The sequence below is a fragment of the Arthrobacter sp. SO5 genome, from assembly GCF_020532805.1.
Classification (GTDB): Bacteria; Actinomycetota; Actinomycetes; order Actinomycetales; family Micrococcaceae; genus Arthrobacter.
In genome coordinates, this window is the sequence record NZ_MQTQ01000013.1 from 9,849 (window position 1) to 22,504 (window position 12,656).

The 12,656-nt window shown below is 68.3% G+C and carries 15 protein-coding genes; 2 read left to right on the plus strand and 13 right to left on the minus strand.

Going from position 1 to position 12,656, the window contains the following annotated elements; genetic code table 11:
• Positions 1-55: 55 nt before the first annotated feature.
• From BJG92_RS02620 to lysS, 3 genes are all read right to left on the minus strand, one after another.
• Positions 56-382 (minus strand): Lsr2 family protein, encoded by a 327-nt coding sequence (locus tag BJG92_RS02620; protein ID WP_232082465.1) that lies wholly within the window; start codon positions 380-382, stop codon positions 56-58.
• A 134-nt stretch (positions 383-516) separates the two neighbouring features.
• A complete protein-coding gene (locus BJG92_RS02625; protein ID WP_232082466.1) occupies positions 517-708 on the minus strand; it encodes a hypothetical protein in 192 nt (63 codons plus the stop codon).
• A 2-nt stretch (positions 709-710) separates the two neighbouring features.
• Entirely contained in the window at positions 711-2,243 is a 1,533-nt protein-coding gene (gene lysS / locus BJG92_RS02630) for a lysine--tRNA ligase (protein WP_232082467.1), read from the minus strand.
• A 189-nt stretch (positions 2,244-2,432) separates the two neighbouring features.
• Here lysS and BJG92_RS02635 point away from each other — a divergent pair, with 189 nt between their 5' ends.
• Together BJG92_RS02635 and BJG92_RS02640 are read left to right on the plus strand one after the other, a co-directional pair.
• Positions 2,433-3,059 (plus strand): thymidine kinase, encoded by a 627-nt coding sequence (locus BJG92_RS02635; protein WP_232082468.1) that lies wholly within the window; start codon positions 2,433-2,435, stop codon positions 3,057-3,059.
• A 61-nt stretch (positions 3,060-3,120) separates the two neighbouring features.
• Positions 3,121-3,954, plus strand: a complete 834-nt coding sequence (locus BJG92_RS02640; RefSeq protein WP_232082469.1) for an alpha/beta fold hydrolase — start codon at positions 3,121-3,123, stop codon at positions 3,952-3,954.
• 94 nt (positions 3,955-4,048) lie between these two features.
• Here BJG92_RS02640 and BJG92_RS02645 read toward each other — a convergent pair whose 3' ends face one another.
• From BJG92_RS02645 to folE, 10 genes are all read right to left on the minus strand, one after another.
• Positions 4,049-5,530: a DHA2 family efflux MFS transporter permease subunit gene (locus tag BJG92_RS02645; RefSeq protein WP_232082470.1), complete on the minus strand. Its 1,482-nt coding sequence runs from the start codon at positions 5,528-5,530 to the stop codon at positions 4,049-4,051.
• Positions 5,531-5,730: 200 nt separating this feature from the next.
• Positions 5,731-6,630, minus strand: a complete 900-nt coding sequence (gene panC, locus BJG92_RS02650) for a pantoate--beta-alanine ligase (RefSeq protein ID WP_232082471.1) — start codon at positions 6,628-6,630, stop codon at positions 5,731-5,733.
• A 4-nt stretch (positions 6,631-6,634) separates the two neighbouring features.
• Positions 6,635-7,570 carry a Rossmann-like and DUF2520 domain-containing protein gene (locus BJG92_RS02655; protein WP_232082472.1) on the minus strand — a complete coding sequence of 312 codons (936 nt, stop codon included), beginning with the start codon at positions 7,568-7,570 and terminating at the stop codon, positions 6,635-6,637.
• A complete protein-coding gene (locus tag BJG92_RS02660) occupies positions 7,563-9,161 on the minus strand; it encodes a PH domain-containing protein (RefSeq protein WP_374199752.1) in 1,599 nt (532 codons plus the stop codon). Before BJG92_RS02660 ends, BJG92_RS02655 begins: the two co-directional genes overlap by 8 nt.
• Before the next feature lies 1 nt (position 9,162).
• The gene (locus BJG92_RS02665; RefSeq protein WP_232082473.1) at positions 9,163-9,675 is read right to left on the minus strand and encodes a PH domain-containing protein; all 513 of its coding nucleotides are present in this window, start codon (positions 9,673-9,675) and stop codon (positions 9,163-9,165) included.
• Complete coding sequence (locus BJG92_RS02670) at positions 9,656-10,177, minus strand: DUF3180 domain-containing protein (protein ID WP_232082474.1); 522 nt, start codon at positions 10,175-10,177, stop codon at positions 9,656-9,658. Before BJG92_RS02670 ends, BJG92_RS02665 begins: the two co-directional genes overlap by 20 nt.
• Positions 10,174-10,704 carry a 2-amino-4-hydroxy-6-hydroxymethyldihydropteridine diphosphokinase gene (gene folK, locus BJG92_RS02675; RefSeq protein WP_232082475.1) on the minus strand — a complete coding sequence of 177 codons (531 nt, stop codon included), beginning with the start codon at positions 10,702-10,704 and terminating at the stop codon, positions 10,174-10,176. Before folK ends, BJG92_RS02670 begins: the two co-directional genes overlap by 4 nt.
• Entirely contained in the window at positions 10,701-11,060 is a 360-nt protein-coding gene (gene folB / locus BJG92_RS02680) for a dihydroneopterin aldolase (protein WP_232082476.1), read from the minus strand. Before folB ends, folK begins: the two co-directional genes overlap by 4 nt.
• A 14-nt stretch (positions 11,061-11,074) precedes the next feature.
• Positions 11,075-11,992: a dihydropteroate synthase gene (gene folP / locus BJG92_RS02685; RefSeq protein ID WP_232082477.1), complete on the minus strand. Its 918-nt coding sequence runs from the start codon at positions 11,990-11,992 to the stop codon at positions 11,075-11,077.
• Between the two features lie 11 nt (positions 11,993-12,003).
• Positions 12,004-12,651 carry a GTP cyclohydrolase I FolE gene (folE, locus tag BJG92_RS02690; protein ID WP_232082478.1) on the minus strand — a complete coding sequence of 216 codons (648 nt, stop codon included), beginning with the start codon at positions 12,649-12,651 and terminating at the stop codon, positions 12,004-12,006.
• Positions 12,652-12,656 lie beyond the last annotated feature (5 nt).

The window sequence follows — 12,656 nt, forward strand, 5'->3', positions numbered from 1 at the left end:
CACGGCGATGCCCCCGCCGGAAGGGCGGGGGCATCGTCATTGCCGGAGCATAAGTCTAGGAATTCGCCTGTTGGTAGGCTTCCTGAATTTCAGCCTGGATACGCCCGCGGCTGTTTACCGCATAGCCGTTGTCGCGGGCCCACTGACGGATCTGCGCAGAGTCTTGATTCCTGCCGGTCGATATCTTGGTGCGGGTGGCACGGCCGCTGGAAGTCTTGCGTGCGTGTGAAACAAAGCGCTCAACTGCAGAGCGGAGTTCTGCAGCATTGCCGGAGGACAGGTCAATTTCGTAACTGACGCCGTCCAGGCCGAACCGGACAGTCTCGTCCGCGGATCCCCCATCCAGATCATCAACGAGGATGATTTTAACTTTCTGTGCCATTAAAGACTCTCTTTCCATGAAGGACGAGCATTTAGAAAAGCAGGATGTATCTGCTTTAAGTATCCTCCGCTTTACGGCAGTGAGTCAAAGCGGTAAATATTTTCTAAAGAAAATCCAAAGGAAGGAATAGTCCGCTATTTGTTCATACCGGGCGAATGGCCGTTGTCCGGCGCGTTATCGGCCCCGGGCGCCTTTCCCTCGGCTTCGGCCTGGGCGCGCGCCTCGGCCTGGCGCTCCGATTTGTCCGCATTGAAAATCGATTTCATCGCGAACCAGAAAATCAGGCCGACGACGGCGGAGGGCAGCAATACGGCGATGTACTCCACAGTCAGTGTCCTTCGGGCTTCAGCAGGGGGAACAGGATGGTCTCGCGGATACCGGCCCCGGTGAAAAGCATGACAAGGCGGTCGATGCCCAGGCCTATGCCACCCATGGGCGGGGCGCCGTACTCCAGCGCGCGGAGGAAGTCCTCGTCCAGCTGCATGGCCTCGACATCGCCGGCGGCGGAACGGCGGGATTGCTCGGTCAGACGTTCGCGCTGGATCACCGGGTCCACGAGTTCGGAGAACGCCGTGCCGCGCTCCATGCCGCCGATGATGAGGTCCCAGGCCTCGATCAGCCGGTCATCCTCGCGGTGCTGGCGGGCCAGCGGCTGGGCGGACGGCGGGTAGTCGTAGACGAAGGTGGGGTTCAGCAGGGTCGGCTCGACGAGTTCACCGAAAAGTTCGACGACGAGCTTCTCGGCATCCCAGGTGGCGTCGACCTTGACCTCGTGCTTGGCGGCGAGCGCCAGCAATTCCGCGGCCGGCGTTTCCGGGGTGATGTCCTGGCCTAGGGTTTCGGAGAGTCCCGGGTACACCGCCATCCAGGCCCAGTCGCCGTCGAGGTTTATCTCACCGGCCTCGGTCTGCAGCACCCGGCCCACCCCGGCGGCGTCGGCGGCGTCGAGGATGAGTTCCTTGATCCGGTCCGCCATGACGAACTGGTCGGCCCACGCCTCGTAGCTTTCCAGGGTAGTGAATTCCGGGCTGTGGGTTGAGTCGACGCCTTCGTTGCGGAACACGCGGCCCATGTCGTAAACACGGTCGATCCCGCCGACGACGGTGCGCTTGAGGTACAGCTCGGTGGCGATGCGCAGGGTCATCTTCTGGTCGAAGGCGTTCATGTGCGTTTCGAAGGGGCGGGCCGTGGCGCCGCCGTGGACCAGCTGGAGCATCGGGGTTTCCACCTCCACGTAGCCCTGGCGGTGCAGGGTCTCGCGGATGGACCGCGTGATCGCGGCCCGCGTGTAGACCATTTCGCGGGCCTCGTCGCGGACGATCAGGTCCACGTAGCGCTGGCGGACGCGGGTTTCCTCGTTGAGCTCTGCGTGCAGCACCGGCAGCGGGCGCAGCGCCTTGGACGCCATGGACCAGGAATCTGCCATGACGGACAGCTCGCCGCGGCGCGAGGAGATGACCTCACCCGTGATGAAGACGTGGTCGCCCAGGTCCACGAGGGCCTTCCAGTCGGCGAGCGACTCCTCGCCAATGTTGGCCAGGCTCAGCATGACCTGCAGCCGGACGGCCTTGCCATCGACGCCGCCCTCCTGGAGCGTGGCGAAGCAGAGCTTGCCGGTGTTGCGGATGAAGACGATGCGGCCGGTCACGCCGGCGACGTCGCCTGTGGTTTCGTCGGCCTGGAGGTGGGCGTATTTTTCGCGGATTTCAGTCAGCGAGTGCGTGCGCCCAACACCCACCGGATACGCCTCGATGCCGCGCTCAATCAGCTTGGCGCGCTTCTCCATGCGGATGCGCGTCTGTTCGCTGGCGTCGTGGTGCTCGGCGGCGGTGTTCGGGGCGGGGGTGTTTTGGGAAGTCACAATCCCCAAGTTTACCGGGAGATCCGGCCGCACGGGTTCTGCCCGGCGTGCGCCCGGCGTGCGCCCGGGCAGCGCCCGGTCTGCGGGAGTTCGGGATCAGGCCGGACGGGCGCGCAGGCGCCCGCCCGGGCCGGGCCGTTCGGGGCCCGGGCCTTACAATCGGTGGGCGACCCTTTCGAAAGGACCCCCTTGGCCAAGCTCTACTTCCGCTACGGCGCCATGAACTCCGGCAAGTCAACGGGCCTCCTGCAGGCGGCGTTCAATTACGAGGAGCGGGGTCAACGGGTCCTGCTGGCCAAGCCGGATGTGGACACCAAGGGCGACTCGGACGTCGTTTCCCGCCTGGGCATGACCCGCTCGGTGGACTTCCTGATCCCTGCCGGGGCTTCCGCGCGCGACTTGTTCACCGCCCAGGCCCACGGGGACGACCCCGATGCCCTGCTGGAGCATGTGGACACCAAGCCGGTGGCCTGCCTCCTGGTTGACGAGGCCCAGTTCCTCGCACCGGAACAGGTGGACGACCTCTTCCGCATTGCCGTGATGGACAACGTGCCGGTGCTCGCCTACGGCATCCGCACGGACTTCCGCACCCGCGCGTTTCCCGGGTCGCTCCGGCTCCTGGAGATTGCGCACACACTCGAAGAACTCAAGACCATCTGCCGCTGCGGCCGCAAAGCCATCTTCAACACCCGCCGGGTGGGCAGCCAGGTGGTGTTCGACGGCGACCAGGTCGCCATCGACGGACAGGACGTCTGGTACGAGTCGCTCTGCGGCTCCTGCTACCTCGAGGTTTCCGGCGGCCGGCTCGGCAACTAGCGGAACCCGTCCGGCAGGGACCCTACTGCCCCGTAGCAACGGCCTCGGCTAGGCTCGGGGCATGACCCGCGAGAACATCAGAACCCCCGACGGCGGAACGATCGAGCTTTTCAGCACGGGCGCGGAGCTCGCCGCGGCGGGCTCCGGCGTCGTCGTCGTGCAGGCATCAATGGTGACGGCCGCGGATTACACGCGCTTTGCGCAGAAACTCAGCGCGTCGCTGGGCCGGCCGGTGCACACCTTCAACCGGCGCGGGCGCGGCTCCTCGTCCCCGCAGCCGGAGGACTACACCCTTGACGTGGACATCCGCGACCTCGACGCGGTGATGAAACATACCTCCAGCACGGACGTGTTCGGGCACAGCTTCGGCGGGGCGGTGGCCCTGCACGCGGCCCGCACCCTGCCGGTGGAACGCCTCGCCGTCTTCGATCCGGCGGTTTCGGTCAACCACTCCGTCTCGGCGGACTGGACCACCGAATATGAGCGCGCGACGGCGGCCGGCGAGGACGACCGCGCCCTCGCCGTCCTGCTCAAGGGCCTCGAGACGGGCAGCGCGCTGTCGCGGATGCCGCTGTCCATGCTGACGCTGGCCAACAAGCTCGCGGCCGGCACCCCGATCGGCAAGCAAATGCGGGAGCTCATGAAGACCGGCGTCCGGGAGATCAAGGCCATCATCGCCGCGGACATGCCTGCCGAGCCGTTCCTGGATCTGCCGCTGGAGACGGTGATCATTGTGGGCGAAAAGAGCCCGGCCTACTTCGGCGTGGCCTGCGCCCAGATCCACGATGTGCTCTCGGGCTCGAGCTACACGATCCTGCCGGGCATGGGCCATGACGGCGCCATCAAGGCCCCCGACAGGCTCATCTCCGAGCTGAGTGAGTTCTTCGCAGGCTGACCCCAACGCCTGAAACCAACGCCTGAAACCAACGCGGGGTCACTTGGCGCCCATTCCGGCCGGTCGGATGGGCGCCAAGTGACCCCGCGTTGCGTTAGTGGGGGGCCGGTTGGTCCGCGCCGGCGGTCTTGCGCATCATGGCGGACAGTACGACGGCGGCGAGGGCTATGACCGCCGCCGTCAGGAACGCGGCATGCATGCCGGCGATGCTTCCGGAGGCCGCGGACACGACGGCGTAGATCGAGACCAGGAGGGCCGTGCCGGCAGCACCGGCCACCTGCTGCAGTGTGCTCATGATCGCCGAACCGTGGGAATAGAGGTGCGGCGGCAGCGGATTCAGGCCGGTGGTGAAGGCCGGGGTCAACACGAGCGCCAGGCCCAGGCTCAGCCCGACGTGCAGCGCGATGATCCAGCCCACCGGCGTCTTGGCGTCAAGCAGGGAGAACTGGAACAGGGCCACGACCATCAGTGAGGAACCCGCCAGGGTCAAGGGCAGGGGCCCGACCTTGTCGAAGAGGCGGCCGATAACCGGGCCCAGAAGACCCATCGCGAGGCCGCCCGGGAGCAGGGCCAGGCCTGTTTCCAGCGACGTCAGCCCGCGGATTTCAAGCAGGTAGAGCGGAAGCAGGATCACGGCACCAAACAGGGCGATCATCGCGACGACGAGCAGCAGCACGGAGACCGTAAACATCCGGAACGTGAAGGCGCGCAGGTCCAGCAGGGGCGCTTCAGCCTTCTGCAATTTCAGCTGCCGCAGTACGAACACCAGCATGGCCGCGATGCCGACGGCCAGCGCAACGACTGCCGGGGATCCAGGGCCGACCTGTCCCCCGCCGATCTGGCTCAGGCCGTACACCAGGCCGCCGAACGCGGGGACCGTCAGCAGCACGGACAGGGCGTCAAGCCGGGTCTTCTCGGTTTCGCCGATGTTCGTCAGGTACCTGGCGCCGATGGCAAACGCCGCAAGGGCAATCGGCAGCACAAACACGAACATGAAGCGCCAGGAAAAGTGCTCCAGGATCAGGCCGGACACGGTGGGACCCATGGCTGGCGCCACGGAGATGGCTATACTCACGTTGCCCATCACGGCACCGCGGCGCGAGATGGGAACCAGCGTGAGGATGGTGGTAATCAGCAGGGGAAGCATGATGGCCGTACCGCCGGCCTGAACCACGCGGGCCAACAGGAGGACTTCGAAGCCCGGTGCCAGGGCCGCGAGGAGCGTGCCGCCGGAGAACAGGCCCATCGCCAGCATGAAGACGGCCCGGGTGGACAGCCGCTGCAGGATGAAGCCCGTCGTGGGGATCACTACCGCCATCGTGAGCATGAAGCCGGTGGAGAGCCACTGCACCGTGGGGGCATTCACGCTAAGGTCCACCATCAGCCGCTGCAACGCGACATTCATGATGGTTTCGTTCAGGATCACCACGAACGTGGCCACCAGCAGCGTGCCGATGATGGTGACGGATTCCCGGGACAGCTTCTCCGGGGGCGCGGGCAGTGCCGCCCCGGCCGCGTCGGTCCGGGCGGCCTGCGTCGAATCGCCGTGGGCTTTTGAAGAGACTTCTGCTGGCATGGGTATTCCCTCAGGGAGTGCGGCGTGGGGTCCGGCGGCCGGGGCCGCCAACCCTCCTTCCAACCGGCGTCACCCCCCGGTAATTCCCGCCGGGAGCAACTTCCCGCCGTCGGAAATGCAACGCGGGGTCACTTACGGCCCGTGACAGGGCCGCCCATGGGCCGTAGGTGACCCCGCGTTGCTTTGGTGGTGGGGCTGCGTCAGGAATTCAGCGGGACGTTGTCGATCAGCCGGACGGGGCCCACTTTGGCCGCGATCAGGGCCAGGCCCTCCCCGCGGAAGGGCGTGTCTTTGCAGTTCTCGGCCAGCGGCTCCAGGGTGTGCGGATCCACCACCTCGAAATAGTCCAGCTGCACGAGCGGCTGCGAGTCCACGAGTGCCCGGGCGGATTCCAGATCGAGGGGCTCGTGGGCGTTCGCGCGGTCCTCGATGAGCAGGAGCGCGCGGGACAGGACCAGGGCGGCCTCGTGTTCCTCCGTCGAGAGGAAGCGGTTGCGGCTGGACAGCGCCAGGCCGTCCGCGGAACGCACGATCGGCACGGGGACGATCTCCACCGGGAAGTTCAGGTCTGCCACCATGCGCTGGACCAGCGCCAGCTGCTGGGCGTCCTTCTGCCCGAAATAGGCGCGGTAGTCGGGCAGTTGGGAACGGGCAGCCGCGCCCGGGGTTCCGACGTGGAGCAGTTTGGCCACCACGGTCAGGGCGCCGTCGAAGTGTCCGGGCCGGGACGCGCCCTCCCATTTCTCCGCCAACGGCCCCGCCGTGATCCGGACCATCGGTTCCCCGCCCGGATAGACCTCCTCCACGCCCGGCGCGAAGACCAGATCCACGCCCTCGGCCTCGAGGAGGGCCAGGTCAGCTTCCAGGGTCCGGGGGTAGCGCTCCAGGTCAACGGCCTCGCCGAACTGCAGCGGGTTGACGAAGATGCTGACGACGACGACGTCGTTCTGGGCGACGGCGGTGCGCGCCAGCTGGGCATGTCCCGCGTGCAGGGCGCCCATGGTGGGCACCAGGCCCTGCGAGGTGCCCCCCTTCTGCCGGAGCAGGCGCGCGCTTTCCGCGCGGAGGCCGGCGGCCGTGGTCACGAGTTGGATCGCCACGTTTCTAGTGTCCTTCCGGGGGTTGCCGGCCGTCGGGGTCCGGGTCGTCGGGGTCCGGGCCCTCGAGGGCCCGTGCGATGCCCTCGAGCTGGTCCGGCAACAGCTGTCCGCGGCTTCCTGCCCGGCGGGCAGTCGCCCGGGCCATGGCCAGGTACGCCTCCAGAATATCGCTGCCGGAGCCGCCGTCGTGCTCCCGCAGGGCGTCTGCGTGTGCCGCCACGGTCCCGACGTCCCCCCGGGCCACCGGGCCGGTGAGGGCCGATTCGCCCGAGGCGAGCGCGTTTTCCAGGGTGGCGCGCAGCAAGGGACCCAGCATCCGTTCCGGGGCCTCGACGCCGACTTCCCGGAGGAGCTGGGAGGCTTGCGCGACGAGTGTGACGAGGTGGTTCGAGGCGTGCGCGAGGGCAGCATGGTAGAGCGGGCGGTCCCCTTCCGCGATGGCGACGGGCTCTGCCCCCATCTCGACGACGAGGGCCTGCGCGATCGGAAGCATCGCGGCGTCGGCTGTGACCCCGAAGGTGCAATCGAGCAGCCGGGTGAGGTCCAGGCTCATGCCGGTGAACGTCATGGCGGGGTGCAGTGCCAGCGGGATGGCACCCACGGAGCGGATGGGGTGCAGGATCCCGACACCGAACCGGCCCGAGGTGTGGGCCACGAGCTGGCCGGGCTGCCAGGCGCCCAGTTTTGCCAGGCCGTCCACGAGGGGTCCGAGCGCATCGTCGGGGACGGCCAGGAGCACCAGTTCGGCGCGCTCGACGATGTCCTGAATGTCGAGGACCGGCACGCCGGGAAGCAGGGTTTCCGCGCGTTCACGGCTGGCATCCGAGACCGCCGAGACGCCGATCACGGCGTGTTCGGCACCGCGCAGGGCCGCCCCGAGGACGGCACCGACCTTGCCGGCTCCGATAATTCCGACGCCGAGTCGTCCTGGCTTAGCCATGGTGCGGGCCTTCCTTGTTGCTGGGTTCTTCCCGGGGTTCGGCCTCAACGGCCGGGGCTGGTGCAGCCACAGGCGGCCGGACCTGCTCCAGCCAGTGCTCGCTGGTCTGCCGTCTCCGCGCGGCGCGGGCCCGTGCCGACTGCGCCTCGAGCAGTGCCCTGCCCTCCTCGAGGCCGGCTTGGATGAGCCTCGGGGCAACAGGGCCGGCGGTTGTGTGCAGGACAAGGTCCACGACGCCGAAGCGGCGGGCCAGCGGCCCCTGCTCCAGAGCCATGGACTGCGTGCGCTGGTGCGGAACCAGCACGAGGTGCCGCCACCACCGGCCCGAACGGATCAGCAGCGCCGTGTCCGTGGCGGAGTAGCCGTTGCGCCGCCAGCCCAGCGGCGCCAGCAGCCGGGCGCGGCGCGGCGTGGTGACGAACCCGCCGTCGTTTGCCGGCGCGGCCCCGGACGCGGACGCGGACCCGGACGCGGGCGCCAGCCCGTTGACCCCGGCGGTGAAAACGCGCACCGGATCCGTGGTGCCCGGGTCGGGCAGGACCAGGGAGAGCATCGTCAGCACCTCTGCGAAGGTTCCCACCGGCAGCAGGGTGGTCCGCGCCGAGTTCTCGCCGTTGTTTCCGGCAGCGCCGTAGCCTGCGACGTTGACCTGGATGCGGTACCAGCCGAAGATCCGCCACAGCGGCGGCTGGCTGACCCGCAGCGCCTGAATCCGGCCCGGCGGCAGCGTCTGCGCCTGGGTGTCCAGGAGCCCGTAGCGCAGCCGGATGCCGTCCGGGGAAATGGCGGCCGTGAAGTTGTAGCCCTTGTTGAAGGAGGACCAGTACGCGGCCACGAGGCCCAGCGCGGCCGGGATCAGGTAGAAATAGAAGGACCGGTTCTCCGTCACGGCGGACAGCACCACGGACACGGCCCCTCCCAGCACCACGAAGAAGCTCTGCTCGCTCAGCAGCAGGGAACCCATGAGGCGCGGCGGCGGAACGCTGAGCACGGCGTGCTCGGGGGCCTCCGCGACGACGGCTTCGGGGTGGTCCGGATCGGCGGCCACTCCGGACGCGCGGGCCAGGATCGTGGCCCTGAGTGCCCGGGCCTCCCCTATCCGCAGGTAGGCCAGCCGCACTGCGGATGCGCCGGCGTCGGCCACCTCGAATTTGAGCTCGGCCAGGCCGAAGATCCGGGCCAGCAGGGGCTGCACGATGTCGATCGCCTGGACCCGGTCCAGACGGGCCTGGCGCTGCTGCTTGAAGAGGAAGCCGGAATTGACCCGGACGTAGCCCTCCGCCACCTGGTAGCGCGTGAAGTACCACCCCAGGATGTACCCGAGCACGGCGAGCAGCAGCACCGCTCCGCCGCCGAGAAGCAGCCACGGAGCCCGGCCCGCGATGTCCTGGTCGATCAGGGGACCGCCCCGGAGCATCCGCTCGAAGGTGTCGCGGCCGACGAAGAATGCGATCGCGGCCAGCGCGAACCAGCCACGCACAAACGGCGAGGCCGGATGCACACGCAGCCAGCCGCCGCCGGGGGTTCCCGCCTCGGCGCCGGCGCCGGCTTCCGCGGCGATCCCGGTGCCGCCGGGTTTCACAGCCGGCACGTCACAGCCCGGCCAGCCGGGCTTCGCCGCGGGCGGACAGCTGCTCGCGGAGCCGCGCTCCCTCCCCCGCGGGCAGGCCCGGGATTTCCGCGCTGGTTCCGGCGGAGGCGGTGTGCAGCTTGAGTGTGCACAGGCCCAGTCCGCGTTCCACGGGCCCGGCGCCGATATCGACATACTGCATGCGGCCGTAGGGCACCACGAGGGTGCGCTGGTAGAAGATTCCGCGGCGGATGAGCAGATCCTCGTCACGTTCGGCATAGCCGATGGAGCGCACCTGGCGCGGTATCAGCAACAGGCGCCACAGGGCGAGCAGCAGCATCACCGCCGGCACGGCAACAGCCAGCCACAGCGGCGGCCACGTCCAGGCCCCGGCAAGGACCATGACAAGGGGAACGGTCAGCAGCCCGACGACGATCAGGTTGCCGGCCGCCCAGCCGACGACGCGCACCGTGACGTATTTGGGGGACACCCGCAACCAGGTGATCCCCGCGGGGTCAATCGCCTCGGTATGCATATTCGCCTTCCGCCTCGGGCTTGCGCTTTTCCTGGCGACCCAGGGCTTCGTCGGCGTCGCCGTCCTCGGGCGGAATCCGGCAGAACCGTTCCACCACAAGGCCCACGATGATCAGCAGCAGCCCGCCGCCGGCCATGATCAGGGCCTGCCAGGTGAGGTCCTGGTTGCTGCGCAGGTTCCAGAGCCTGAGCTGGTCCAGGAAGATCCCCGCGTGCCAGCCCAGCAGCACCGCGCCCGTGTAAGCGCAGGCCTGGGCCAGGACCAGGGTCCAGGCTGCCAGGATCGGGTTGAGCATTTTCTTCCTTTTGCCGTTCCGCCAGCGGAGCACCCGGATGCCGAGCGCGAGGGTGAGGACCACAATCACGCCCATGGTGATCAGCCCGGTCAGGGGCAGCACGGGGGTGGCCAGGCTGTAGCGGGTGGTCAGCAGGGACGCGAGCCAGCCGGCAACGCCCACGGCCACACTGATGACAAGCAGGAGGAGGGGGCTGGTCAGCTTCACGGCTGCTCCGCCGCTCCGGCGCCGTGCAGGTCCTCGAATCCGTCGAACGGCACAAGGTCAGCGAAGTCGGCGGCCCTGGCCGCAAGATCGCCGACGCGTTCGCCGCCCAGCTCGGCCACCGGGTCGATCAGCGACCACGGATACAGCACGAAGGCCCGCTCCGCGGCGCGCGGATGCGGCAGAATCAGCTCCGGATCCGCACTGACCAGATCGCCGTAGGTGATGATGTCCACGTCCAGGGTGCGCGGACCCCACCGCACGTCGCGGACCCGCAGGTGTTTCTGTTCCACCGCGTGGCAGTGTTCCAGCAGGTCCTTCGGCGCCAGGATGGTTTCGACGGCGATCACCATGTTGAGGAAGTCCGGCTGGTCCGGCGGGCCGCCGACGGCCTTCGTCTGGACGATCGGGGAAATGGCCAGCAGGCGAACCTCCGGCGGGTCGACGAGGTCGGCGACGGCGGCCGAGAGGGTGTCGCTGCGCTCCCCCAGGTTGCTGCCGAGGGCTATGACGGACCGGACGTAGTTCATGGCTGCTCCCGGCGGACGCTGACGGCCACGTCACCGAACTCCACCTCGAGGGGGGCCTTGGGCTTGTGCACCGTGATGTCCACGGCAGCGACGGGAAACTTCCGGAGCACGTCGTCGGCGATCCGGACGGCCAGGGCCTCGATCAGGTTCAGCGGTTCCCCGGTAATCCAGCCCCGGATACACTCGGCCACTTCACCGTAGTGGGCCGTGTCGAGGACGTCGTCGGAGGCGGCGGCGGCGGTGAAGTCCAGGTGCAGTACGGCGTCAACAATAAACGGCTGGCCGTCGCGCCGCTCAAAATCAAAGACGCCGTGATGGCCGACGGCGGTGACGCCGCTCAGCTTGATCTGGTCCATGGCGGGCGGCCGTTTCAGCCGTGGCCGGGCGCGGCGATGCGGGCGGCAACCTTGACGGCGTCGAGGTTGGGGCCGACGTCGTGCACGCGGACCGCCCACGCACCCCGGTACGCGCTGATGGCGGTGACCGCGGCGGTGGCGGCCTCGCGTTCTGCCGGCGTGGCCGCCTTGCCGGCCACGGCCAGGAGGCCGCCGAGGAAGCGCTTGCGGGACGCGGCGACCAGAACCTTGTGGCCCATGGCCTGCAGCACCTCCAGATGCGTCAGCAGTTCCCAGTTCTGCACATCCGTCTTGGCGAAGCCCAGTCCCGGGTCAACGATGATTTGCTCCGGAGCGACTCCCGCGGCGTACAGCTTGTCGCGGACGCCGGCAAGTTCCGTGGCGACGTCTGCAGCAACGTTCCCGTAGTCGGTCAGCGAGTCCATGGTGTTCGCATCGCCGCGGCGGTGGGTCAGGATGTAGGGGGCCCCGCTCCGGGCTGCGAGCTCCGCCATCTCCGGTTCCATGGTGAGGCCCGAGACGTCGTTGATGATCGAGGCTCCGGCGGCCAGGGCGGCGGCCGCCGTGGCGGCATGGGTGGTGTCGATGCTGACCAGGGCGCCGGCCTTGACCAGGGCCGCGATGACGGGCAGTACCCGCCGTTGTTCCTCTTCGGGACTGACCGCCGTCGCGCCCGGACGGGTGGATTCCCCGCCGACGTCGATGATGTCCGCGCCGCCGTAGAACATCCGCAGGCCCGCCGCGATGGCGGTGTCTGCCGTGGCGTACTTTCCGCCGTCGCTGAACGAGTCGGGGGTGACGTTGAGGATCCCCATCACAAGCGTCCTGTCCGTGGGCAGGTCCTTGAAGCTCGCCGCCGGGCGCGCTTTGCGCACGACGGGCAGCGGCGAGGTCGCGGGACCTGTTCCTGGGGCTGCAGCTAGGGAATCCATAGTCTGTGTACTTACCTTCCGATAATGAGGCTCATGGCTTCGGCACGGGTGGCCGGGTCATGCAGCTGCCCGCGTACCGCGCTGGTGACGGTTTTGGCACCGGGCTTGCGGATGCCGCGCATGGACATGCACAGATGTTCGCATTCGACGACGACGATCGCGCCGCGGGGCTTGAGGTGGGTGACGAGGGCTTCGACGATCTGGGTGGTCAGCCGTTCCTGGACCTGCGGGCGGCGGGCGAACATGTCCACCAGCCGGGCCAGCTTGCTCAGCCCGGTGACCTTCCCGTCATGGGAGGGGATGTAGCCCACGTGCGCCACCCCGTGGAACGGCACGAGGTGGTGCTCGCAGGTGGAGTAGAACGGGATGTCCTTGACCAGGACCAGTTCCTCGTGGTCCAGGTCGAAGGTGGTCGCGAGGATCTCCGCCGGATCGTGGTGCAGCCCGGCGAACATCTCCGTGTAGGCGTTGGCGACGCGCTTCGGGGTGTCCACGAGGCCGCTGCGGTCCGGGTCCTCTCCGATGGCCAGCAGGATCTCGCGGACCGCCGCCTCGATCCGGGGCCGGTCCACCCGGTCTTGGCCGTGCTGGGCGGGTCCTCCCGCCGCCGGGAAACCGGCGGTGGCAAGAACGTCGTCGTCGTCGAAGAAAGAAGTCACGGGAG

Coding starts and splice junctions, on each gene's coding strand:
- BJG92_RS02620 (WP_232082465.1), bottom strand. CDS start 382: ATGGCACAGAAAGTTAAAATCATCCTCGTTGATGATCTGGATGGGGGA.
- BJG92_RS02640 (WP_232082469.1), top strand. CDS start 3,121: ATGACCCGCGAGAACATCAGAACCCCCGACGGCGGAACGATCGAGCTT.
- BJG92_RS02645 (WP_232082470.1), bottom strand. CDS start 5,530: ATGCCAGCAGAAGTCTCTTCAAAAGCCCACGGCGATTCGACGCAGGCC.
- BJG92_RS02655 (WP_232082472.1), bottom strand. CDS start 7,570: ATGGCTAAGCCAGGACGACTCGGCGTCGGAATTATCGGAGCCGGCAAG.
- BJG92_RS02665 (WP_232082473.1), bottom strand. CDS start 9,675: ATGCATACCGAGGCGATTGACCCCGCGGGGATCACCTGGTTGCGGGTG.
- folK (WP_232082475.1), bottom strand. CDS start 10,704: ATGAACTACGTCCGGTCCGTCATAGCCCTCGGCAGCAACCTGGGGGAG.
- folB (WP_232082476.1), bottom strand. CDS start 11,060: ATGGACCAGATCAAGCTGAGCGGCGTCACCGCCGTCGGCCATCACGGC.
- folP (WP_232082477.1), bottom strand. CDS start 11,992: ATGGATTCCCTAGCTGCAGCCCCAGGAACAGGTCCCGCGACCTCGCCG.